The sequence below is a fragment of the Gardnerella sp. DNF01199S genome (genome assembly GCF_049244155.1).
Classification (GTDB): Bacteria; Actinomycetota; Actinomycetes; order Actinomycetales; family Bifidobacteriaceae; genus Bifidobacterium; species Bifidobacterium piotii.
In genome coordinates this window covers 810,640-835,473 of sequence record NZ_CP058380.1, presented here as the reverse complement: position 1 = coordinate 835,473, position 24,834 = coordinate 810,640, and the positions used below count along the sequence as shown (strand labels likewise).

Below are 24,834 nucleotides of genomic sequence, written 5' to 3'. Positions count from 1 at the left end.
TAAACCGCTATTTTACCTCAAAAATCGCGTATCCAAAGGCTCCAAGAGCATGATTTTGAGCATCATAATTGTAGCTAATAATCGGCTCACAATCAGGCAAAGAACTAAACGAATCATTAGATTCATTGAACGCATTTAAAGCCACAACAACACGCTTAGAATCAGTTGCTCGCGCAAACACAAATTTTCCGCGCTCATCATAGTCAAGAACTCTAAAATTGCCATGACTAAAGCAATCGTTACTTTTACGCAAGTTTATAAGTTCGCGGAACAAGTCGCGATTATCCTTTACAGGATTTGCCCAAGGCATAGCCGCGCGATAATCACACTCTTCAAAACCAACTACCCCAAGCTCGTCACCGTAGAATACGCTTGGAGTTCCAACAGATGTAAGCAAACAAAGCTCAGCCAAGCGGAATCGCTTATCCACCGCGGAAGAATCGCCAAAATCCGCGGAATTTTGCGCACACAAGCTCCTAAAGCGACTAACGTCATGACTATCAAGCAAATTCAATTGACCCTGAACAATCGGGAATGGGTATCTTAAAAGCATATCCACAAATCGACTATTAAACTCGCGCGCATTAATCTTACCAAAAGCAAAGAAATCGCGGCAAACTTTGCGGAATTCGTAGTTCATAGTGGAGTCAAACATGTCTCCTTGCAGCCAACGCTCAGAATTCTCCCAAATCTCCGCAATTAGCACACTATCTTTTTTAGTCTTTTTAGCAACAGAGCGGAAGGCACGCCAAAAGTCTTTATCAACCTCATTAGCAACATCCAAACGCCAACCGTCAACATCAAAATCTTCAAGCCAATAGCGGCAAACGTCCATAAAATAGTCGCGAACTTTTGGATTAGAAGTATTAAGCTTTGGCATTTTACGCTCATACGCAAAACACGTATAGCTTGGGCGCTCGCCATCTTCGGGGCGCTTAACAGGGAACTTTAATCCATAGAACCAATCCTTGTATTGCGAATTTTCGCCATTTTTAACAACATCGTCAAACGCAAAGAAATACCAACTAGAATGATTAAAAACGCCATCAATAATTATGTGCATGCCGCGATTATGAACCTCGCTAACAAGCTCCCTAAAATCGTCGTCCGTTCCTAAATTAGGGCAAACATGATAGTAGTCAAGAAGATCGTAACGATGGTACTCTGCAGCTGTAAAAATAGGATTTAAATACAAGCAATTAAAGCCCAAATCCTCAATATAATCAAGATTTTCGATTATGCCTCTAATTGTTCCGCCCAAACGAGTGTGTAAAGTTTGGCCAGTTTTCTCATCAAAATAATCTTTTGCAATGCAACTTATGCCGCGTTTAGAATCTGCAAAACTATCTGGGAAAATGTTGTAAACAACAGCCTCTTTAAGCCAACGCGGAACGTCGCTAATCTCTTCGCGGCGAATAAATGGGAACTGGTAGACTTCTGTACGATCTTCTGGGAAATCAGACGCAATAGTATCGGCGTACAAATACAAGTGCTCATACGCATCTTGCATCTCAAAGTAATAACAAACTCTATCTAAATCGCTGCTTATATTCGCTTCATAGTAGTCAAAGTAATCGTCGCTTGCAATCTTTTCCATTTTCAGCGTGCAAAACTTGTCTAACGGAGTTAAATCAACGCGATTCCCGTAGTGCAAAACGCATGAACAAAGATTATTCTTTGCTGCACGCAAGCGAATTGTTAAGCAATATTCTGCCGTAGAATACGCGTATTGTGAAAGTGGCCTATGCAATATTGCTTGACGATTTATCATTTACAATTCCTTTCTAGCCTCGCTGCCATTGTTTTCGACTTTATCACCTACTGTGCCACACCGCCACACTTTTATGTGATTTCCTAAAACAGCAAGCACAAACAATCAAATTGCACGCAACGACTTAGCATTAATGTAGTATTGCTCTAAAGATGCGCATACTTAAGTTTGGCAACACGCAACAAACACACTGGAGGCGAATATGCTTTTAGCAGTAGACATTGGCAACACGAATATTGTGCTTGGATTCTTAGATAACGGCAAGATTGTTGGCACATATAGAATGACTACAAAGGCAAATCACACTTCCGACGAATACGGCATTATGATTACGCAATTCCTTAATTTAAGCGGTTTTAGCGTAAACGATGTTGAAGATGTTATTGTTGCTTCGGTTGTTCCAAAAGTTATGCACTCTTTCCGCGCAAGCATTGTTAAGTTTTTGCAAATCGACCCTATGATTGTAGGCCCTGGAGTAAAAACTGGCGTAAATATTAGGATTGACGAGCCTCGCTCTTTGGGCGCAGACTGCTTAGCAGATTGTGTTGGCGCGTTTTACGAATACGGCGGCCCAGCATTGGTAATTGATTTTGGCACAGCTACAACTTATAACTACGTTGATAAAAGCGGAGCAATTACTTGCGGACTTATTTGCACGGGAATAAGCTCGGCTGCGGCAGCTCTATGGGATAATACTGCTCAGCTTCCAGAAGTTGAGATTTCTCGACCTAAATCAGTTCTTGCAAAATCAACTCGTCCTGCTATGCAAGCTGGCCTCTACTACAGCTTCCTCGGGGGCATTGAGCGCACAATTGAGCAATTCAAAATAGAGATAAATGAGCCTTTTAAGGTTGTTGCTACAGGCGGATTAGGGCGACTTTTTGAAAAAGACGTTACAGCAATCGATTACTACGATCCAAATTTGATTTTTAAGGGAATGTACGAGATTTATAGAAGAACAATCGGCTGCTAACGACTTTTCCTTTGGATTACAAACCTAAAGAGCATAGTCTTAGCGAATAATTATCGCACAACAAAACCTTGATTATACCCGTATTCTTTTAAGTCTTTTTTCCAAAGCGCGATTCCGTCTTTAAGACGAATTTTAGGGCCAGGGTCGTCTGGAAGAACAAAATCTTTTCCGTCATCTTGCTTAATTCCAGCGTCAGTCATAGCTTTAGTATTTAATCGCGCTTTTGACTTTCGATTCCAATCGTAAGCCAAGCCAACTGTGGAGCGAAAATCACTACGCGAATATACTTCAAATGGCAAATACTTGTACCCCGTATACACATGTTGTGCTGCGTCCGCAAAGACGCGATTAAAGCGTTGACCGCCAAAGTATGGCACTTTAATTCCTCTAGAATCCAAAACAGTAGTCTTATTCAAAAATGCGCTATCTCTAAGAGTTACAACATCTGCTGGGAACGCTCCCGAACTAACGCGCTCTTTAATACCTTGTTGATTGTGGCAAACAAAATCAACAAAACGCATTGCAGCTTCTGGCTTCCTGCTAGATTGCAAAACGCTTAGCGCAGATCCGCCCATTTGCGCATTATGATTTTTACCATCCATTGTTGGAACTCTTGCAACACGCCACAGCCCTGCTCCGCCTGGAATATCGTGCATTAAAAGCGAAGTCATCCATGCTCCAGCAAAAACGGAAGCAATATTGCCAGAGCCAACAGCGCTCTTCCAGGCTGGAGTCCACGTTGTAAACCTCGTATCAATTAAGTCTTCGTCAATCATTAATTGCCAAAATTTTGTAAAGTCTTTTGTTCCTTTATCTTTGCTTAAGCGAACAGTAACGGTTTTTCCGTCGTGCGAAGTTATAAACGGATGCCCGCCAGAAAGCCAAATCATAGCGTTGTAAAAGCTAGCATCCCCAGAATCTGCAGCAATATAAACGCCAATATTTTTTAGCTTTCTTGCTGCATGAATGTAGTCTTTCCAAGTGTGAATTTGCGTAGCATCCACACCTGCTTGGCTAAACACATCTTGATTATAAAACCACGCTAAAGGCCCTGAATCCATTGGCAAGCCGTATATTCGGCCTCCTAATTGCACAGAAGACCATGATCCTTGCGTGTAAAATGTTTGAGTTCCCTGTACCCTATCTGTAATGTCTAAAAGCTGACCGCTAACAGCGTATTGTGGCAAAGCATAGTACTCAAGCTGAGCAACATCTGGCATGCCGTAACCATCTTGAATAGCGCTATTAAGATTGCTATACCCACTTGTGTCTTTAACACTAACGCGAATATCTGGATTTTGCTTCTCAAAATCTGCAGCAATCCGCTTCATGCTTGGCTCCCAAGACCACACCGTGATTTTAGTTCTAGAATCAATAGATCCGCATGACGCACAAAAAACAACAGCAAAAACGCATAAAACAACAGTTATTATGCGCCTAACAAAATAGTCAGCAATCTGCTTGCGATTTTTGAGCGGTCTTCTTGCACTCATAACACTCATTGTATTGCTATTCCACAGTTACGGATTTTGCAAGATTCCTAGGCTTATCAACGTCGTAGCCTTTAAGCTTTGCCATATTCATAGCAAAAAGTTGCAATGCTACAACATCTACAAGAGGGCTTAGCAACGTTGGGCACTTAGGGCGCCAAAAAACAATATCTGCGTAACGCTCAGCGTCTGGATCTCCGTCTTCTGCAACCGCAATCGTAAACGCTCCACGAGCCTTAACCTCTTCGATTCCCGAGATCACTTTAGCGTGCAAAACGTCTCTTCCCCTAGAAGATGGCACTATAACAACAACTGGCTCTCCCTTATCTACAAGAGCAATCGGGCCGTGCTTTAGCTCTCCTGCAGCAAAACCTTCTGTAAACGTGTATGCAATCTCTTTTAGCTTTAACGCACCTTCTAGCGCCACTGGGTAGCCAACATGCCTGCCAAGGAACAAGAACGATTTTGCGTCCATTGTTCGCTTTGCAGCTTGCATTATTGAATCCGTTTGAGTGTCTAAAACGTTTTGGATTTTAGATGGCATTTCTTTAAGCTGAGACACGATTTGCTGAATCTCATCCCTGTACATTGTTCCTTTAACTTGAGCCAAATAAAGCCCAAGCATGTATGCAGCTACGATTTGTGCAACAAATGCTTTTGTAGAAGCAACTGCAATTTCCGGTCCCGCATGCGTGTAAAGTACAGCATCCGATTCTCGCGGAATACTCGAACCTTGAGTGTTGCATATTGCCAGCACACGACTACCCTGCTCACGCGCATGTCTTAACGCCATTAGCGTGTCCATTGTCTCGCCAGACTGTGAAATTGCCACAACAAGCGTTCTATGCGTTAAAATCGGGTCTCTGTACCTAAATTCGTGAGCCAGCTCCACCTCCACTGGCACGCGCACCCAATGTTCAATCGCATATTTTGCAACTAATCCTGCGTAGCTTGCCGTTCCACAAGCCACAACTATTATCTTGTCTATTGATCGCAAAACATCTTGACTAATCCTAACTTCGTCAAGAATAATATTCCCTTTTGCATCGAATCGCCCGCGCAAAGTATCGGCTACAGCATGCGGATCTTCGTGGATTTCCTTATCCATAAAGGAATCCCATCCGCCTTTTTCTACTGCCGAAGCATCCCAGTCTACTGTAAAATAGCTAGGGTTTTTAATCTCGTTTCCGTCAAAATCTGTAAGACGAAGCTGCGCTTTTTTGCATCCATTTATATCTCCGATTAAAACAGCTTGATCTTGACCAACTTCAAGCACTTTATCTGTGTATTGAACAAAAGCAGCAACGTCGGAGCCTAGAAAATACTCGTTATTTGAAACACCTACTACAAGTGGCGAATCATGGCGAACAGCAGCAACAATATTAGGCTGTCTAACGTCCACTGCAAGTAGAGTAAAAGCTCCTTTAAGAATTTTTGCAACTCGTCTTATTGCTTCAAAAAGATCTGGCTTACCAGTTTCTTCAATTATTTGATTCGCGATTTTTCCAAGCGCTTTTGCTGCAACTTCCGTATCTGTTTGAGACGAAAACTCTATGCCTTCTTTTTGCATTTGTTCTTTAAGACTAATAGCGTTTTCAATAATACCGTTGTGAATAAGGGCGATTTTTCCGTCTGCACTAACATGAGGATGCGCGTTTAAGTCGCATGGAGCGCCATTTGTAGCCCAACGCGTGTGTCCTATTGCAACGCTCGCTTCTGGCATTGGATTTTCGGCTATATCTTTTCTTAAAACAGCTAAGCGACCAGCTTTTTTGCGTACGCATATAGAATCCATTCCTGGAGCAGCAAGAGCAACTCCAGATGAATCATAGCCTCTGTACTCTAAGCGTTCTAATCCGTTTAAGCAAACTTCTAAAGGCTTTGCGCAAACTGTGCCAAAACCTGCGTATCCAACAATTCCACACATAATTTTCTATTCTACGTTATAAAACGTGTGTGTTTCTACATGTTTTGCAATTATGTTTTGAATTATGTTTTGCAATTACTGTTATCTGTTGCTATGAATACTATCTGCTTTTGCTTCGAATCCTTTGCCAAAATGCTTTTCCAACATAACCTGCAAAACCATCAAAACAGACGTAATCACCAAATACCAAACACTAGCAACAATAAGAATGCGAGCTAAAAGAGAATCTAGCCCAACAGCATCGCTTGTTCCGCAAGCACTGGAAAATCCTAGTAAAGATAGCGACGTAAACGCAGCAACAAATCTTAGCCAACGAGATATACGAACGCCGTTCTTACTATGCGAGTTTGATTCGCATGAAGAACATGCATCACTCATACTAATCTCCGAATAAATTGGATGGAATATTCAAACAATGAACAACTTTACACTATGTTTGTTATTACACAAACACGCTAAACACTACGCAAAATATTCTTTGCGTAAAATTGTTTGAATAATATTACTAATCAAAATAAAAAGGCTGCAGCAAACACCACAGCCATAAATTATTCATTATTTTACGCAAAATGCCTTAATTTTTACGTATTTACATTTATATGTTAAGCTTACAAAACGTTGTGCAGAAAATCCTTGAATCTTTCAGTTTGAGGATTATCAATAATCCCAGACGTTCCACATTCAACAACTTTTCCGCCATCCATAAACACAACTTGATCTGCAACTTCTCTAGCAAAACCGATCTCGTGAGTTACAACAATCATTGTCATTCCATCGTTTGCCAAGTCGCGCATAACATTAAGCACTTCTCCAACAAGCTCTGGGTCTAGCGCAGAAGTAGGCTCATCAAAAAGCATGATTTCTGGCTTCATAGCAAGCGCGCGAGCAATAGCAACGCGCTGCTGCTGGCCGCCAGAAAGTTGCGAAGGATAATGATCTACGCGGTCTGCCATTCCAACGCGCTCAAGCTCTTTAACCGCTAAATCGTGAGCTGCAATTTTGTCCATGTGCAAAACGTGAACTGGAGCTTCCATAACGTTTTCAATAGCAGTCATATGTGGGAACAAGTTAAAACGCTGGAACACCATTCCAAGCTTTGCGCGCTGCGCTGCAATCTCTTTATCGTTTAACGCTTGCAAAGCTTCTTTACCATTACGAACAACAGTTTTTACGCCAATGCGCTCGCCGTAAATGGTGATTTTTCCAGATGTGATTGTTTCAAGCTGGTTCACTAATCGCAGCAAAGTTGACTTTCCACTTCCCGAAGGACCGAGTATAACTGTTACACTTCCTGGCTTTACAGTCATATCAATTCCCTTAAGAACTTGCAAATTGCCAAAGCTCTTATGCAAATCGCTTATAACTACAGCCGGAACATCATCATTATGATTCTGATATTGTACGCTTTGTACGTCTTGCTCTGTAACTGTTAGATTATTTGTCATTTTTCCTCAAATCTAATAAAAACTAATGGAATTTTACCATTTATAATGCACTTATTTATGCTTGTATTATGCAATCAATACGACTATGCGTTAAATCCAAGCATTGTTGCATTATTGCGACCATTTACAGCATCGCTAGCAGCTTTAATGGCTTTATCTCCACGCTTTGCAGCATTCGAGTTGATTTGCGTATTTTTTACAATGTCTTTTGCTTCGAATCCTTTGCCAAAATGCTTTTCCAACATAACCTGCAAAACCATCAAAACAGACGTAATCACCAAATACCAAACACTAGCAACAATAAGAAGCGGAATCGGCTTATAAATACGATTAGCAACAGCATTAGTAGCAAACTGAAGCTCCAAAGTAAAAGGAACAGCCAAAACCAAAGACGTAGTCTTAAGCATACCAATAGTCTCATTACCCAAAGGCGGAACAATAATACGCATAGCCTGAGGCAAAACAACCCTACGCATAGTCAAAGACCTACCCATACCCAAAGCCTGAGCAGCCTCAACCTGACCAGCATCCACAGCCTCCAAGCCAGCACGAACAATCTCCGACAAATACGCAGCCTCATTAAGAGACAAACCAATAACAGCAGCATTCAAAGAAGTCATAACAACATTAGAATCAATCGAGAAAAACTCAACAGACGTAAACGGAATACCCAAACTCAACTTAGGAACAAGAACCGCAAACATACCCCAAAAAACAAGCTGCGTATAAACAGGCGTACCACGGAAAAACCAAATAAAGAACCAGCTAACACCACGCAAAACAGGATTAACACTCTTACGCATCATAGCCAAACAAACAGCCAAAACAATCGCAATAACCATAGAAAGCAAAGTCAACAACAAAGTCCAACCAATACCAGCAAGAACATTATTGCTTATAAGATAAATTCCAACAACATCCCACTCAAATCGCGGATTTGTGACTATAGAATAAAGCAGTGAGCATGCGATTATAGCTACGATTACGCCAGCTACGATTGGTCCAGGATTTTTGACTGGCAAAATACGCTCGTTCCCTTGCGAATTTTGTAAAGGCTTTTTAGTTAAACTGTTAAACATACTTTCTCCATAAAGGCTTTTGGTTGCAACATATGCAAATTACTAACTAGCAATCACTATATATTAAATACAAAAATTGGCGTGCGATTTTACTTATGCAGTAACTGTAAACGCACGCCAACTTTAAGATCATACTTCTGGGTTTACTTGCGCTTCCTTAATGGCAACGTTTTCAACACCCCACTTCTTTAGAATGTCTTTGTAAACGCCATTCTTCATAAGCTTATCAATTGCGGCCTTAATAAGCTTTAGCATCTTAGCATCGCCCTTCTTAACGGCTGCACCCATTGGCTCCGCATCGTTGCTGCTTTCTAGAATCTCTAGCTTTCCACTGTTCTTTATTGCAGCGTATCCAGCAACAGGAGTATCGGCATACATAACGTCTGCACGGCCAGAAAGCAAAGCTGTAGTGGCATCTGTCTGATCCTTAAAGCTTAAGATTTCTAGCGGCTTATTGTTATTCGCCTTGCATTGCTTTTTGGCTTCTTCCATAATCGGCTCGCCAACAGTGCCAGTTTCTAATGTAACTTTTTTGCCGCAAAGATTCTTTGTATCTACTTTAGTTGGGTTTCCTTTACGAACTTCAAAAGATAAGCCAGCGTTTGCGTACGTTACAAAATCAACTGACTTCATACGCTCAGCGTTTACGGTAAAGCCCGAGATTCCAACGTTATACTTGCTTCCGATTGCTGGAATAATGGAATCGAATTGCGCGTGCATAATCTTTGCTTTTAAGCCCATCAACTTTGCTAGCGCTTTAGAAAAGTCGATTTCGTAGCCGACTGGAGTTTTTCCATCTGCAGCAAAGAATTCCGCTGGAGCATAGCTCACATTTACGCCAACAGTTAGCTCGCCAGTTTTTGCAACGCTTTCTGGAACAAGCTTTTCAATCTCTTCGTCTTTTTGAACTTTGCTTACATCGTAGCTGCGTGCCACATCTGGGTCTGCTGCTTTAGAATCAGCAGGGCCGCAAGCGCATGTGCATCCAATCAATGCAAGAGTTGCAATTGCAGCAATTGGCTTAACTAGCATAAAAATCTTATTTGACTTAAGCATTTTCTTCTCCTGTTCAATCCTTCAATCTTAAAGAATAAATAACTTATAATTTACAGTGATATGCATAACTATACACGATATTGCTACTAAATTGCGATTATTAAAATACAAAAACTGAATATTCATAAATTGCCATACACGCGTATGCTGAAAAATAGCGAAAAATAACGAATTACAAATCAAAAAGCCGTATATTATTCGTAAAAATGAATAATATACGGCGTGTCGTACTGCAAAACCCGTCAATCTTTTCCGCATGCTGTAGTGTGTTTGTATCAAAAAACACCGAAATTAGGTACAAACGCACTACGGTTTTGTTTGTTTGTGTAGTGTGTTTGTATTAAAAAACGCTGAAATTCGGTACAATCGCACTACAGTTCTGCGTGTTTATGTAGTGCGTTTGTACTGAATTTGCGTCGTGTTGTGTTGTTCGCGCGCTACGCTCTAAGCGAAAAGGCAGGTCGTCGCGCAATACAGAAAATCACCTAGATTGCATATTCTTGTATCGCATAGCGCGCAACGCCTCACGCTTATCTTGTTCTTCGCGCAAAGCTTGACGCTTATCGTACTCTTTTTTGCCTCGCGCCAAAGCAATCTCAACTTTAGCGTAGCTGCCCTTAAAATAAATTCTCAAAGGCACAATCGTATAACCTTTAGCTTCAATTTGCCTAGAAAGCTTAGCAATTTGAACAGCATGAAGAAGCAGCTTACGCTTGCGTTTTGGCGCATGATTATTCCACGTTCCATTTAGATACTCTGGAATATTTGCGCCTTCTAGCCAGATCTCACCACGTCTATCAATATTTACAAACGCTTCAGCTAAAGAAGCTCTGCCTTCTCGTAAAGACTTAACTTCGGTTCCAGTAAGCGCAATACCTGCTTCGTAGCAATCTTCAATCGCATAGTCGTGATTAGCTTTCTTATTCCTTGCAACAGTTAAAGTACCATCTGAACCAGGTTTCTTATCCAAACTACACCAACCTAAATCGAGTCATACCTAAATCAAATCATAAAAATTAAAAATTAATAGTGAACGTACTCATAGTTTCCAGCATTGCTGATAGTCCTATAAGACGGGAAAGTTGCAAACCCAACACCGCCTTCGGATATAAGCACGGAGCCATCGGAATTTACACGCTCAACAACAGCAACATGGCCGTACGTAGGGTCGGACCCAGCAGCACCTCTAGAAAACACCATAACGGCACCAACGTGTGGAGTGCGATTTACAAGATAACCGAGTCTGCGCCCAGAATTTGCCCACTCTGCGCCGTTTCCCATAAATGATCCAACAGGCAAACCAAGCTGCGACCTACGCAAATATGCCCAAAGCGTGCACTGGCGAGCAGGGTATGCAGAACCTCCAGCAGTATTACCAGTATTATGTCCGTAGCAATTACCAGAACCAGCAGGGCAATTGCCAGGAACTGAGTAATTCATACCACTTGCAGCACCATTAGAAAGAGGCAACGCAGGCAAATAAGGCGCACTCCAGCCACTACCACGCATTTGTTGGCGATTAGCATTTGGATTCATGCGAGCTGCAGCAGACGCAGCCAAAGCCCTAGCTTGAGCGTCGATTTGAGACTTTAACGCAACGATTTCTGCAGCCTCACGAGCAGTACGAGACGTAAGACTGTTCTTTTGACTTTCCAACTGCTTTCTAAGAACACTTCCCTGGTCTCGCAGATTTTGCAAAGAACGCTGCTTATCTACAGCAGCTTTTGCTGCAGCTTGCGCGCTTTGCGCTTGATCTTGAGCTTTTTGCTTTAATTTTTGAATCTCATCTTCTATAGCAGCCAAACGCTGACGCCTATTCATTGAGTTGTTCAAAGTAACAGCAGCATCGTTAGCAGCATTCGCCTCACTACGAACAACAGCAGCTTCCGATTGAAGTTTTCCAACAAATTGCTCGGTAGTTGTTGAATTGGTTACCATAGCCATTACATTAGAAGCGTTTGAACCGTGGAAACTTTTTCGCGCAAGCTGAGCCACAGCAGCCTTTGCGTCGTCAAAATCTTCGCCAGTTTTTTTAATCTTTTCTTCCAAATCGCGCTTATCTTTTTGAGCAGATTGCAAACGTTGATTTGTTGATTCAACAAGACTCATTGCTTGTTGCGCTTGATCTTGAGCCTGTTGAGCTGCTCGAATCTGGTTTGGAATTTGATGCTCGTTAATATCATTAAGCTCTAAAATCTTATCTGCAAGCTGCTTACTAACTCCAGCCAATTGCTTTCTAAGAGCCGCATTACTTTGCACTTTTCTGTTGTAATCTTGCATTGTTACAGCATTCGCACGCAAAGGAGTATACGCAAGTAGAATAGTAAATGCAGAAAGCATAAGAACGCCTAGCGCAATCACGCTAGTAACAACGCGTTTAGAATAGTAAAAATAGCATCCTTTGCTTTCAAACTTTCTACCCAACTTGCTTTCCTTTCAACCTTTACAAGCACTAATGCGAATTATACATTAAAAATCTTATTAACCGTAAGCGTTTCAAACCAATCTTAAGTTTTATATCACTTATATTTATATTTAAGACAATTTACGCTTGCAAATATCGTCTCAAAGCAAACGCAGAGGCGATTATTGAAAGCAAAACAGCTCCAATAACCAACGCTGGAACAGTCATCCAAACAGTTGCTTGATTAACAAACGGCATCCAACGAACGTTTTGTGCGAGCCAATCCGTAATAAACACTTTAACAACAACACTTAGCGCGCAACCCGATAGCAAAGAGCCTATAAGAGAGGCAAACGCTCCCTCTAAAATAAACGGCATGCGAATAGTCCAATTAGAAGCACCAACAAGTCGCATAATCTCCGTCTCTTGCTTTCTATAAGCCGCAGACATGCGAATCGTAGTGCCTGTAAGCATAATCGCTACAACAACCATAACTGCAGCAAGCACAATAGTCACAGCTGTTGCGTGATTCAAAACACTAAACACGGGGTCAAAAATCTGCCTTTGATCCACAACTTCTTCTACGCCTTCACGCCCAGAAAGAACTTCGGAAACAACTTGATATTTTGTTGGATTTGTAAGCTTTAGTCGCAAGGAATCTTGCATATCTGCAGCTGTTAAAGTGCGGCCTTGATATAAGCCATTAGGATATTGCTTAAGAAAAGTGTTTTTGTAAAACTCACTTCTGCTAACGTAAGTTATGTTTGAAACGTCTGAGCCAAGTTCTTGGTTAATAATGTTTTCTAACTTTACGATTTCGCTCTTTGTTGGAGCTTTTCCAGAAGCGCAAGATGCTGCCTGACTCGTACCATCTGGGCAAAGCCACGCAACCACTTCTACTTTGTCGTACCAATCGCCCTTAGCTTTTGTGATTTGTGCTTGCATAAGAACAGATGCGCCTATAAACAAGAACGATATGAAGGTAACGAGCATTACCGAAATAATCATAGAAACGTTTCTGCGTAAACTAATCCACGTTTCGGAGAATATGAATCGCAATCGCATTACTCGTCTCCTTCGTTCTTAAGATTTTCGCTATTATTCACTTCTGTTTTATTCGCTTCGCTTTTATTTACTTCTGTTTTATTTATTTCTGTTTTATTCGCTTTACTATCGCTAGCTTTGCTATTAGAGCTTGTTTCATTCGACTCGTCAACGCTACTGGCATCACCCTTATCTTCTAACTTTTTTGCAGGAGGAGCAGGCGGAATCGAAAGCCCACGCCCCCAAGTCATAGTTGTTTCTAAAGGCTGAAAAACTTCGCCATATCTACCCGTTCTACCAGAATGAACTGATTGCGCAAGTCGAGCAATGCCCTCATTAGAATCAGACCCATTTTGCAAAGTTTGAGCAACAGCATCCATTGCCTTTTTTGCTTGAACTGCACGCTTTGCACGTTTAGACATAAAACGATAATTTTCTTGCGACTCATCAAAACCATTTGCATTTATAGGCGATTGACTATTAGCATTTGAGCTAGATTCGCCATTTGAACCGCCATTTGATTCGCTCTTAGAATCGCCCTTAGAATCAGCAACAGCCGCACTAATGGAGTCTCCTTCTACAGCTTGTTGAGCTTTCGACTTTTGCTCAACATCTGCGTCTGGGAAGTAAAGCGCAGAATCGTAAGAACCCTCGTGCTCATCTCGCACAATATGACCAGAATGAAGCTCCACAACGCGCTTTCGCATAGAGTTAACAATTTCCTCATTGTGCGTAGCCATAACAATCGTAGTGCCCGTGCGATTAATGGCGTCCAAAACTTCCATAATTCCAAGCGAAGTTGTAGGATCCAAGTTTCCAGTAGGCTCGTCTGCAAGAAGAATTTGCGGATGATTAACGTACGCGCGAGCAATCGCAACTCGCTGAGCCTCACCACCCGAAAGCTCGTGCGGATAATTATTCTCCTTGCCAGTTAAACCAACTGTTTCCAAAACTCGCGGAACAAGCGACTTAATCGTAGAGCGGCTTGTGCCAATAACCTCTAGTGCAAAAGCCACATTTTGATACACAGTTTTATTATTAAGCAGCTTATAATCCTGAAAAATAAAGCCGAGCGACCTTCTATACTGCGGAACCTGGCGATTTACAAGGCGTCTCAAGTCGTTGCCAGCAACGTGAATCTCGCCCTTTGTGGCTTCTTCTTCTCGCAAAAGCAAGCTCAAAAGCGTTGTTTTACCGGACCCGGAAGCACCAACAAGAAACACAAAGTCGCCGCGATTAACGTCTAAAGAAATATCGTCCAAAGCGGGGCGCGTGCCCTTAGGATAAATCTTCGACACATGTTCTAGCGAAATCAGAGACATATCTGCATTTTCCTTTACGAACTATTGAACGATATTCTTTACTTTTTACTATCTTATAGATTGTTTTTGATTTTAGGCGCTTTACGCTAAGTCAAAACAACCTAGACGCAATTATCCGCGCTTTGCAGCAACTCGCTGCTCGTGTCTCCAGCGAATGCCAGCTTCAATAAAACCGTCAATATCTCCATCGAAAACAGCTTGAGTTTGTGAAGTCTCGTAGCCTGTGCGCAAATCCTTTACCATCTGGTACGGGTGAAGAACGTAGGAGCGCATCTGGTCTCCCCAACTTGCCTTAATATCTCCAGCAAGCTCCTTCTTTTTCGCAGCTTCTTCCGCATGTTTTAACACAAGCAAACGTGATTGCAAAACTGCCATTGCAGCAGCACGGTTCTGAATCTGGCTGCGCTCATCTTGCATAGAAACAACCAAACCAGTAGGCAAATGCGTAATACGAACAGCAGAATACGTAGTGTTTACGCCTTGTCCACCAGGGCCAGACGCTTGGAAAGTATCTACGCGAATGTCGGAATCTGGAATGTCAATATGATCCGTAGCTTCAACAAGTGGGATTACTTCCACTGCGCTAAAGCCAGTTTGACGCCTGCCTTGATTATCGAATGGCGAAATACGAACCATTCTGTGAGTTCCGCCTTCTACAGAAAGACGACCATACGCGTATGGAGCATCCACCTGGAAAGTCGCAGATTTAATACCAGCTTCTTCTGCATAAGACGTGTCCATCATCTTAGTTTTGTAGCCGTTTCGCTCTGCCCAACGCAAGTACATTCTAAGAAGCATTTGCGCAAAATCAGCCGCATCCACGCCGCCAGCTCCCGATCTAATAGTAACTACAGCTGCACGCGCGTCGTATTCGCCATCTAGAAGAGTCTGCACTTCCATATCGTCCAACTCGTGAGCAATAGCGCCAAGCTCCTCTTGAGCCTCGCTCATAGAATCGGCATCGCCTTCTTCTTGCCCAAGCTCAATCAAAGTTTTAGCATCTTCAATGCGCTGATCTACAGCTTGCAAACGCTTTAATTGAGACTGAGCTGCCGAAAGCTTACTCGTAACTTGCTGAGCGTGCTCAGAATCGTCCCAAAGTCCAGGCTGTGCAGCTTGCTTTTCTAAATCTGCAATCGTAGACTTAAGCGAATCAATATCTATTGCTTTAGAAATCGAAGAATACTTTGCTTCAACATCATTTAACGCTTGAGCAAAATCAAATTCCGCCATTTACTTAAAGTACCTCTTTATGTTCTATTATGTTCGTTTTACGCAATTACTATTTAACGCTATTTAACGCTTTATGCTAAAACTTTACGCAATTATTTACACAAGTAATTACACAATTACTATTAAAAGTTTAGCGAACAGTCAAAATCTCTGGACCATTCTCTGTAATTGCAATCGTATGCTCGCTATGAGCACCGCGCGAACCGTCAGCAGATCGAAGAGTCCAACCGTCTTTTGGATCTTGATAAATCTCGTCAGTAGTCTTTAAGAACCACGGCTCAATAGCAATAACCAAGCCTGGGCGAAGCTTGTAGCCGTGGTGAGCTGTGCCATCGTTAGGAACGTGCGGATCGCCATGCATAATATGGCCTACTCCGTGACCTCCAAACTCAAGATTTACGCTGTAACCATACTCGTGAGCAACGCATCCAATAGCTGCAGAAATATCCCCAAGACGGTTGCCTGGCTGAGCCATGTTAATGCCAGCTTCCAGCGCTTCCTCCGTGCACTTAATCAATCGCAAATCCTCAGGATCTGCATGCTTTCCAACAACAAAGCTAACAGCAGAATCTCCAACCCATCCGTCAACGTTAATCGCTAAGTCAAGCGTTAGCAAATCGCCGTCTTTAAGGTTGTAATCAAAAGGAACGCCATGAAGAACAGCATCGTTTACAGAAGTGCAAATGTAGTGCGCAAAAGGACCAGTTCCAAAATCAGGAGCGTAATCAACATAGCAAGAAGATGCACCTTTACGGCTCACAATGCGTTGGCGAACAAAGTCATCAATCTCAAGAAGATTTGTACCAACTTTTGTCATTGCTTGTAAATCTTTAAGAATACTACCAACGAAGCGACCCGCAGGCTTCATAGCTTCAATTTCGGATGGAGTTTTAAGTTCAATCATGATTTAAGACTAACGCGCAGGCACGAAAATAGCACAAAATATGGCGAAAATACTAGCCAATGATGTCGCTTAATACTTGTAATCTAGGCACATGCCTAATAACAATGAAAATAATAATAAAGAATCGCAGAAGGAAATTTCTGCTGTAAATTTTGACCCAGCTTCCTTCTCTTCAGTTATTCGACCACAAGACGATTTATTCCGCTACGTAAACGGTCCTTGGATTGACACTTACACTCTTCCAGAAGATAAGCCAATGTTTGGTGCTTTCTACAAGCTTGCAGAAGATGCAGAGACGCAAATTCGAGATATTTTAGAAAGCGAAGATTGCCCAGCCAAAAAGTCGCGAATCTTATACCGTAACTATTTAGATACTGCATCTATTGAAAAAGCTGGAATTACGCCAATTAAGAGCGATTTAGACGCTGTTGATGCAGCCAGCAGCAAAGAAGACTTAGTTCGCACTATTGCTTCTCTTACTCCATACGGCGGTCCAAATGCAATGTTTGCTTTTGGCGTATGCGGAGACCCTAAAGACCCTAAGACGAATATTATGCACATTGAGCAGGCTGGATTGGGCTTGCCAGACGAAGCATATTACCGCGAAGATAATTACGCTCCGATTCGCGCTGAATACGTAAAAATGGTAGCAAAGTTGCTGCGATTAGCTGGTTACGGAGATGCCACTACTACAAGCGAGCAATCAGAACGTTTCTTGAAGGTTGAGACACAAATCGCAAGCAACCATTGGGATAATGTAGCAACACGCGATTCTCAAAAAACTTATAATCCTTACGATTATGCGGATTTGGCAAAAACGCTTGAAGCGTTAAATCTTGACGCCTTCTTAGATGCTGCTCAAAAAGCTTACGATAACTCGGAAGAAGCAAAGAATCAGCTAATAGATTTTCGTAAAGCTTTTAGCAAAGTAGTAGTTCACGAGCCAAGCTTTATAGAAGGATTGAATAAGATTTGGCAAGAAGCCGACTTAGAAGATCTAAAGCTTTGGGCACGCGTTCATGTGATTTTGTGCTGGGCAAGCATGTTAAGCGAGGACTTTGCTGGAGCTAGATTCGACTTCTACGGCAAAGTGCTTTCTGGCGCCACCAAGCCACGCGACCGCTGGAAGCGCGCAATCGGAGTTGTTGACGATGCTTGCGGCGAAGAAGTTGGCCGCGAATATGTGCGCTTGCACTTCCCTGAGTCTTCTAAAAAGTACATGGAAGGCTTAGTTAGCAATCTTATTAACGCATACCGCGTATCGATTTCTAACAGCAGCTGGCTTGGCGAGGAAACTAAGGCAAAGGCTTTGGAAAAGCTTAGCAAGTTTGAGCCAAATATTGGTTATACAAACCATTGGATTGACTACTCTGCTCTAAATATTAAGGAAGACGCTGGCTTAATTGAGAATATGCGCGAAGTTTCTCGATTTGTGTTTGGTAGGTATACTGCAAAAGCTGGAGAACCTGTGGATCGCGAAGAGTGGCAGATGACTCCGCAAACCGTAAACGCTTACTACGATCCACTGCTTAACGTAATCGTGTTCCCAGCTGCGATTTTGCAACCGCCATTCTTTAGCCCAAGCGCTCCAGACGCAGCAAATTACGGCGCTATTGGTGCAGTAATTGGCCACGAAATCGGCCACGGTTTTGACGATCAAGGTTGCGAATACGATGGCGACGGCGTGCTTAACAATTGGTGGACTGAAGAAGATAAAACCAACTTCACTGAGCGCACTAAAGCGCTTATTGAGCAATACAATGCTTTTACGCCAACGCAGCTTATTGTTAAGTATTCTCACTTAAAGAGCAAAGAAGAGCGCAATGCAATGCCTCACGTAAATGGCGCTTTAACAATCGGCGAAAATATTGGCGATCTAAGCGGCGTAACTATTGCGCTTAAAGCGTACGCTTTTGCTTTGCAAAAGAGCAATGGTCAAGAGATTGACGGAAGTGACGATGCAATTCGCGAAACTTTGCTTAACGCTCCTAAGGTAGATGGCTTCACTGCTTTGCAACGATTCTTCTTAAGCTACGCGCTTGTGTGGCGTTCAAAGTCTCGTAACGAGATTGCGGAGCAATACCTTCAAATCGACCCGCACTCCCCTGCAGAGTGCCGCACTAACGGCATTGCGCGCAACGTTGACTTGTTCTACAACGCATTCGACGTTAAAGAAGGCGACGAGATGTGGCTCGACCCTGCTAAGCGCGTACACATTTGGTAAGTCGCAACATTTTGTAAATTGCAAAATAACATAAACAAATAATATAAACAAAAAGCCTGCAAACGTTTAATACGTTAGCAGGCTTTTTATATTGATTCTTTTTATGTTTATATGACTTGCTAATCAGACCAAATAATCAGACCAGCTAATCAGACTCACACGCCAAATGCGTATGTCTTAACATCCGACAAGTTGCCGTTCTTATCATATGCTTCAAAATGAGTCCAATAGATACCTGGACGTGGGCTCCACAAAGCCCAAGGACCATCAAATCCTTCAACCCACTGCTTAGCGTTGTAATCGTAAATCTTAATCTTGGTAGAGCCATTAGGATTATTAGTGGATGCACCAAGAAGAACACTACTGCCTTGCCAACCAGCATAGGTTCCAGTAATAACTGTTTGGCTTGGAACTGTGTAGTGGAAAGCAATTGTCTTTTCTAAAATAACTTTCTTGGTATAAGGATCGCGTACTTCGCAATGCAACCAATAGTCGCCTGGCCTTGTAACCCAAGAAGCCCAGTTTCCAGTACTCCAATCAGCAATAGTTGCCCACTGTTGAGTACTCAAATTGTAAGAAAGCCAACGATACTCAAGAGTCTTATTGCTATATGCGTTTGCACCAACAGCAATGTCGTTGTCTCGAACAATCCAAGCAAAATCAAGGTGAGTAGGGTTATTGCTATTTAGCTTGCCATCTTGATAGTCGGTATCTCCAACTTTAGTTGACAAAGTTAAAGCAGATACTTTTCCATAAGGACCACCACTAGCTTCACCATAGCCGAAGGAAATGTTTTCTGGGTTCAAAATCTGATATAAGTGAGCGTTATAACTGTTTATCATGCCATTAGCTTGATGCAATTGGGATTCCTCATCCTTCCTCGCCCAATCGTGCATAGATTCTTTTGCATCTTCGCCCCAAGCAAGGTTTTCGCCCCAAGCCTTACGACCAGTGTAGTCTGGAAGGCTTACGCCATCTGGACCCAAATGATCAATCTTGCCATGCTTAGCAGTCTCTTCTGCGCGACGATACGCATCTTCTTCGTTTGCGCGATCGTAGCGAATACCATCAATATATTGCTCTTTTGTAAGACCCTTAGAAGCAACATAGTCTACAAGAGGCATGCCATTAAGAAGTGTAACGCCATCTTGATAATACTTTAAGCGCAAATTACGTATTTCGCCTAAAATGTAGCTTGCGACTTTATTGTCTTTAATCTGCCAATTTGTATTAACATTTGCAACGCTGTTATTAGGCAAATCAACCAATGCACTAGCAGATACTGCAGTAGATCCAATCATTGCCACACAAGCAACAGCCGATGTTGCAACAGCTAGGCATTTCTTTACAGAAAACACATGCAACTTATTGCGCATAAGTGTAGTCCTCTCTCGTATACGAACATAACTATCTATTAGCAATTTTATGTTCACATAGCAGTAAGTAGAAAGTAAGTAAAATCTAAGCTCACTCTATGCTGCAAAAGAAAATCACTGCTTTGAGTATACCCCCCCCCCAATTACATATCTACATATATTTTAGACTTTTAATCCGATACTCGCTTTTGCATATTTTGTCAAGATTTTTTAATCAATGTGAATAAAACATAGGCTTTAACCACATTTATAAAAATATATTGCACAACTATTTTCCATAATTCATAGTTGATTCTACTGCGGCGAATTTGCCAAAAGCCACGATAATCAACACGATTTTGCGCGATGAACTTCGAGACTTAAATTAGTCGCAGTCCAAACTCTTGAAAGGTTGAAAAATATGGCACAGCAACAAGCAACATTAACAATCAGCGGATACGTTGGAAGCGACCCTGTAAACTTTAGTCGAAATGAAAACTCGCCCGCATGCTCACTAAGAATTGGAAGCACATCTTCTTACTATCATAACGAAGAAAAAGCATGGAAGGAGCGTCCAACAACATGGATGACCGTAAAAGCGTACAAGTCGTTAGCATCAAACGTGTTAAAAAGCGTGCATAAGGGAGATGCAATCGTAGTTTGCGGAAATTTAAACACGGAATCTTGGCACAAAGATGGAGAAGACCGATCGCGAGTGGTTCTAGAAGCAACATCAATCGGACACGACCTAAATCGCGGAATCAGTGAATTTACTAAGACTTCGTACGCTAGAAACAGAAACGTTGCAAACGCAGAGTCTAAAAACAAAGACTATAGCGAAAATGGAGATAGTCAAAATCAAAACTTTGCAATGAAAAATCCAATGTCTTCTAAATCAAATTCTTCTAATTCTCAAGAAAATGAAGAGATAAATGATTTTGGAGGCCAATTAGATGAAGAACAATACAACGATATTGAAGAAGGCGCCAATGATTTTTAGAAAAGTCTAATAGGCTTAAACATTAGACTCAAGCATCGTGTTCATTAAAATTGTTGTTACTATTCATAGCAATATTGCCGCTGAAAATAATGCGCACACATGCAAAACATGCAAATAGCAAATGTGCAAAGCATTATATCAACGGCAATATTGTTTTAATCGTTCAATTGTTTAATCGCTGATTAGTTGTTACAAATTATTGCGATTACAATTGCTCGCGAACGCGCTCTACAATGCGGCTAGCAGCCTCATCAACTGGAACTGCTTCAACATTTGAGCCATTACGATTGCGGATTTCAATCGTGCCATTATTCACAGTATCTCGGCCAGCAACAGCAATAAGCGGCACGCCAACAAGCTCCGCGTCCTTAAACTTTACGCCTGGAGAAACCTTTGGGCGATCGTCAAAGATAACTTCGATTCCCTGCTTGCTAAGCTCTTCAACAACTTTCTCGGCAGCTTCGAAAGCAACTTGATCTTTGCCTGTTGCAACAACATGAACTTGAGCTGGAGCAATCGCCATAGGCCATGCAAGGCCAGCATCATCATGATGCGTTTCTGCAAGGCATGCAATCACGCGGCTAACGCCAATACCGTAGCAGCCCATCCAAACTGGCACAGCTTTGCCGTTTTCGTTAAGAACGCTTAAGCCCAAAGCCTTAGAATACTTTAATCCAAGCTGGAACACCTGGCCAATTTCCACGCCGCGCTCAAAGCTCAATGGACCAGAACCGTCTGGGCTCATATCGCCATCGCGCACTTGAGCTGCCTCAACAACGCCGTCCGCTTCAAAATCGCGGCCGTATACAGCGTTGTAAACGTGCTTGCCGTCTTCATCAGCTCCTGTAATCCAGGTGCTTCCCTTTGCAACGTGAGCATCCATCAAGTAGCGAACAGGGCAAGCAATTTTGCTACCATCTTTGCGAGCTTGTGGACCTAATACGCTAAAGCCAATATAGCCCTTTACAAACTCAGGATGAGACTTTAAGTCATCCTCAGTTGCTTCTTCGATTTCTGCAGGAGCAAATTGAGCTTCAAGACGCTTCATATCTACTTGGCGATCTCCTGGAATACCAATAGCAACGATTTCGCGCCATGGTTCCTCGTGCTCACCACCCTCAGCATCAGCCGGGTGCTTAACAGCAATAATCAAGTTCTTCAAAGTGTCGGAGGCTTGCCATTCGCGACCATCTTTACGCGGATGCAAATCGTTGGAAACCTTAACCAAAGCCTCAATCGTCTTAGCATCTGGAGTATCAAGAGCTTCCATTTTAGGAGTTGCCGAGCAGTCAACATCTTGCATTTCTGGAGTGGTCAAAGCCTCAACGTTCCAAGCTTTTCCAGAAGGAGCAAGAGCAAAAGTATCTTCGCCAATTGCCATTGGAGCCAAGAATTCCTCGGAATCCGATCCACCCATAGGGCCAGAAACAGCATGAACAATCACGTATTTAATGCCTAAACGGTCGAAAATTCGAGCGTAAGCAGCGCGCTCTTCAACATAAGCAGACTTCAAACCATCTTCGTCAATCGAGAACGAGTAAGCGTCTTGCATAATAAACTCGCGTCCGCGAATAAGGCCAGCGCGCGGACGGAATTCGTCGCGATACTTAGTTTGAATCTGATACAAAGTAACTGGCAAATCCTTGTAAGAAGAATACATATCCTTAACAAGGAGCGTGAAGACTTCTTCGTGCGTTGGAGCAAGAAGATAGTCAGCCTCATGGCGATCTTTAAGGCGGAAGATGTTGTCTCCGTACTCTTCCCAACGATTAGTAGCCTCGTATGGCTCGCGTGGAAGAAGCGCTGGGAAGTGAACTTCTTGCGCACCAATACCGTTGATTTCTTCGCGAATAATCGCTTGAACTTTGTTAAGTACTTTTAGACCAAGCGGCAACCACGTCCACACGCCTGGAGCGGATTTACGAATGTAGCCTGCGCGCTGCATAAGTTTTGCGGAAATCACGTCCGCATCTGCTGGATCTTCGCGCAGCGTACGAAGAAACAGTTTAGACATACGAAGTACATTAGAACCCATGCGTTCCAATCTATTTGCGCATGAGGACATAAACACTTGTTTATGCTACTAAACAAACTCACAATACGTAATTTTAAACTAAAACTCGTTATCGAAGGAAAATTCGTCATTATCTGCATAATTGACAGCGCCAAAAATGTCAAACTCTTGCTGATCGGCAGAATCGCCATTTGCCTTACCAGCTTCAAACGCGCGAACGCCATCGCTTGCAAGAATCTCACTAGCTCGTTTAGAAGCTTCGCGCAAAGATCCATCTAGTAGCACAGCATCCGCGCAAACGCTAAACGCGCGGTCATTAATGCCCTCTAAATAAAGTCCACTCAAATTTTCCACTCTAGAAAGCGCAACGTAGCCCATTCCAGGCGCAAAAGTGCGGCGCAAATCCATAACAGCACTATCAAGCGTCATTCCTTGCGACTTATGAATCGTAATTCCCCATGCGCATCTAAGTGGCACTTGATTTACGCTAGCAAGAACCGTTTCGCCATCCGTCATCTCCCAAGCAGCAGGCTTAAGAGTAACAATATTGCCGTTTTCAAACTCAACAATTGGCCAGCCACCTTTGGATTCAGGTGCAAATCGCAATACGCGTCCAACAGAGCCATTCACATATTGCTTATCTTGGTCATTTCGCAAAGCCATTACAGCCGCACCAGCCTTTAGCACAAGACGCTCAGGCGCAAGCATGTTCTTTTTTAAGCGCTCTACAAGATTTTTAGGCCCAGCTTCCGTTGCTACGAATTCGTGAGGCTCCGCATCAATCGCAGCAAGTTGCACATTATTTAAGCCGTCCGCTTGCGCGTTTGTTGGAAAAAGATGAACCGAAACTTCGCTATCTTGAGGATATTCGCCAAGTCGACTAGCAAGAACTTGCTTATCTTCATCGCTCACTATGCCACTTCGAATATCCGTTAAAACGCTAAGAAGCTTGCCATCATCTTGCCTGTGTTGCTCTGTTAAATAGCACACAACAGGTTTTAGAGAATCCCACGCAAACGATTCCGTAATATAGCCTTCGGGATTTTTGCCAGCAGCAGCATACTTTTCGCGTGACGTAATAAACTCGGGGCTAGGCTCGAATACGTCGCGATTTCGCGTAGACGTGCTAACTGGCGGCAGCTGGAAGAAATCGCCAGAAACCACCACTTGCAGTCCGCCAAAAGGCAAATCATTTTTGCGCACCTTGCGGCACACTTCGTCAACCATGTCGAAAAGCCAAGCGTGAATCATGGAAACTTCGTCCAACACAAGCACATCCGTGGCTTTTATGCGCTTTCCTCGCCGAGCTCTAATGGTTTTAAGAAGCGAATCGGTAAGCGCGTTTGCAACGCCTGTTCCACTCCACGAGTGAATGGTTTGGCCGTTCAAATGCGTTGCTGCAATGCCCGTTGAAGCCGTTACTGCAACGCTTAAACCGTTCTCGCGCATTGAGCGCACAGCACGATTTAGAACATACGTTTTTCCCGACCCAGGAGCGCCTGTTAAGAACACGCTTGCGCCTGCGTTTATTATTTCTAACGCTTCCGATTGCTTCATTGGCAGCACCCTTTATTTGCGCTATTTGCGCTATTT

General features: G+C 42.8%; 18 protein-coding genes and 1 pseudogene. 3 read left to right on the top strand and 16 right to left on the bottom strand.

From position 1 onward, the window contains the following. Positions 1-7: 7 nt before the first annotated feature. Positions 8-1,771 (bottom strand): glycoside hydrolase family 13 protein, encoded by a 1,764-nt coding sequence (locus HXT45_RS03275; protein ID WP_004133263.1) that lies wholly within the window; start codon positions 1,769-1,771, stop codon positions 8-10. A gap of 202 nt (positions 1,772-1,973) precedes the next feature. On the opposite strand from HXT45_RS03275, the gene HXT45_RS03270 reads away from it, so the two are divergent. After that, complete coding sequence (locus HXT45_RS03270; protein ID WP_004133265.1) at positions 1,974-2,744, top strand: type III pantothenate kinase; 771 nt, start codon at positions 1,974-1,976, stop codon at positions 2,742-2,744. A 50-nt stretch (positions 2,745-2,794) separates the two neighbouring features. Here the strand turns inward: HXT45_RS03270 and HXT45_RS03265 are convergent, their stop codons facing one another. The 12 genes and pseudogenes from HXT45_RS03265 to map form a co-directional block, all read right to left on the bottom strand. Next, positions 2,795-4,237, bottom strand: a complete 1,443-nt coding sequence (locus HXT45_RS03265) for an extracellular solute-binding protein (protein ID WP_421782290.1) — start codon at positions 4,235-4,237, stop codon at positions 2,795-2,797. Positions 4,238-4,253: 16 nt separating this feature from the next. Beyond that, on the bottom strand, positions 4,254-6,161 hold the full coding sequence (gene glmS / locus HXT45_RS03260; RefSeq protein ID WP_421781209.1) for a glutamine--fructose-6-phosphate transaminase (isomerizing): 1,908 nt from the start codon (positions 6,159-6,161) through the stop codon (positions 4,254-4,256). 81 nt (positions 6,162-6,242) lie between these two features. Continuing rightward, positions 6,243-6,371 (bottom strand): annotated as a pseudogene (locus HXT45_RS03255) (amino acid ABC transporter permease); the annotation flags it as partial. 398 nt (positions 6,372-6,769) lie between these two features. Continuing rightward, complete coding sequence (locus tag HXT45_RS03250; protein ID WP_421781207.1) at positions 6,770-7,606, bottom strand: amino acid ABC transporter ATP-binding protein; 837 nt, start codon at positions 7,604-7,606, stop codon at positions 6,770-6,772. Between the two features lie 83 nt (positions 7,607-7,689). Beyond that, a complete protein-coding gene (locus tag HXT45_RS03245) occupies positions 7,690-8,685 on the bottom strand; it encodes an amino acid ABC transporter permease (RefSeq protein ID WP_248901140.1) in 996 nt (331 codons plus the stop codon). 129 nt (positions 8,686-8,814) lie between these two features. Next, positions 8,815-9,741: an ABC transporter substrate-binding protein gene (locus tag HXT45_RS03240; protein ID WP_020759049.1), complete on the bottom strand. Its 927-nt coding sequence runs from the start codon at positions 9,739-9,741 to the stop codon at positions 8,815-8,817. A 481-nt stretch (positions 9,742-10,222) separates the two neighbouring features. Then, on the bottom strand, positions 10,223-10,711 hold the full coding sequence (smpB, locus tag HXT45_RS03235) for an SsrA-binding protein SmpB (protein WP_004130644.1): 489 nt from the start codon (positions 10,709-10,711) through the stop codon (positions 10,223-10,225). A 53-nt stretch (positions 10,712-10,764) separates the two neighbouring features. Then, complete coding sequence (locus HXT45_RS03230) at positions 10,765-12,081, bottom strand: CHAP domain-containing protein (RefSeq protein ID WP_421782288.1); 1,317 nt, start codon at positions 12,079-12,081, stop codon at positions 10,765-10,767. Between the two features lie 205 nt (positions 12,082-12,286). Next, the gene (gene ftsX, locus HXT45_RS03225; RefSeq protein WP_415704738.1) at positions 12,287-13,210 is read right to left on the bottom strand and encodes a permease-like cell division protein FtsX; all 924 of its coding nucleotides are present in this window, start codon (positions 13,208-13,210) and stop codon (positions 12,287-12,289) included. Continuing rightward, the gene (gene ftsE / locus HXT45_RS03220) at positions 13,210-14,511 is read right to left on the bottom strand and encodes a cell division ATP-binding protein FtsE (protein WP_421781204.1); all 1,302 of its coding nucleotides are present in this window, start codon (positions 14,509-14,511) and stop codon (positions 13,210-13,212) included. Before ftsE ends, ftsX begins: the two co-directional genes overlap by 1 nt. Before the next feature lie 111 nt (positions 14,512-14,622). Then, on the bottom strand, positions 14,623-15,744 hold the full coding sequence (prfB, locus tag HXT45_RS03215; RefSeq protein ID WP_004130635.1) for a peptide chain release factor 2: 1,122 nt from the start codon (positions 15,742-15,744) through the stop codon (positions 14,623-14,625). Between the two features lie 130 nt (positions 15,745-15,874). Next, entirely contained in the window at positions 15,875-16,648 is a 774-nt protein-coding gene (gene map, locus HXT45_RS03210) for a type I methionyl aminopeptidase (protein WP_018641288.1), read from the bottom strand. Between the two features lie 91 nt (positions 16,649-16,739). Between map and HXT45_RS03205 the strand changes: the two genes are divergently transcribed. Further along, positions 16,740-18,872 (top strand): M13 family metallopeptidase, encoded by a 2,133-nt coding sequence (locus tag HXT45_RS03205; RefSeq protein WP_421782256.1) that lies wholly within the window; start codon positions 16,740-16,742, stop codon positions 18,870-18,872. A 155-nt stretch (positions 18,873-19,027) separates the two neighbouring features. Here HXT45_RS03205 and HXT45_RS03200 read toward each other — a convergent pair whose 3' ends face one another. Then, entirely contained in the window at positions 19,028-20,248 is a 1,221-nt protein-coding gene (locus HXT45_RS03200) for a CAP domain-containing protein (protein ID WP_116689610.1), read from the bottom strand. A 400-nt stretch (positions 20,249-20,648) separates the two neighbouring features. Between HXT45_RS03200 and HXT45_RS03195 the strand changes: the two genes are divergently transcribed. Continuing rightward, on the top strand, positions 20,649-21,227 hold the full coding sequence (locus HXT45_RS03195) for a single-stranded DNA-binding protein (protein WP_116689611.1): 579 nt from the start codon (positions 20,649-20,651) through the stop codon (positions 21,225-21,227). 205 nt (positions 21,228-21,432) lie between these two features. Here the strand turns inward: HXT45_RS03195 and HXT45_RS03190 are convergent, their stop codons facing one another. Together HXT45_RS03190 and HXT45_RS03185 are read right to left on the bottom strand one after the other, a co-directional pair. Then, positions 21,433-23,262 (bottom strand): proline--tRNA ligase, encoded by a 1,830-nt coding sequence (locus HXT45_RS03190; protein WP_165845263.1) that lies wholly within the window; start codon positions 23,260-23,262, stop codon positions 21,433-21,435. 78 nt (positions 23,263-23,340) lie between these two features. Next, entirely contained in the window at positions 23,341-24,798 is a 1,458-nt protein-coding gene (locus tag HXT45_RS03185; protein WP_116689612.1) for a PIF1 family DEAD/DEAH box helicase, read from the bottom strand. Positions 24,799-24,834: the final 36 nt, after the last annotated feature.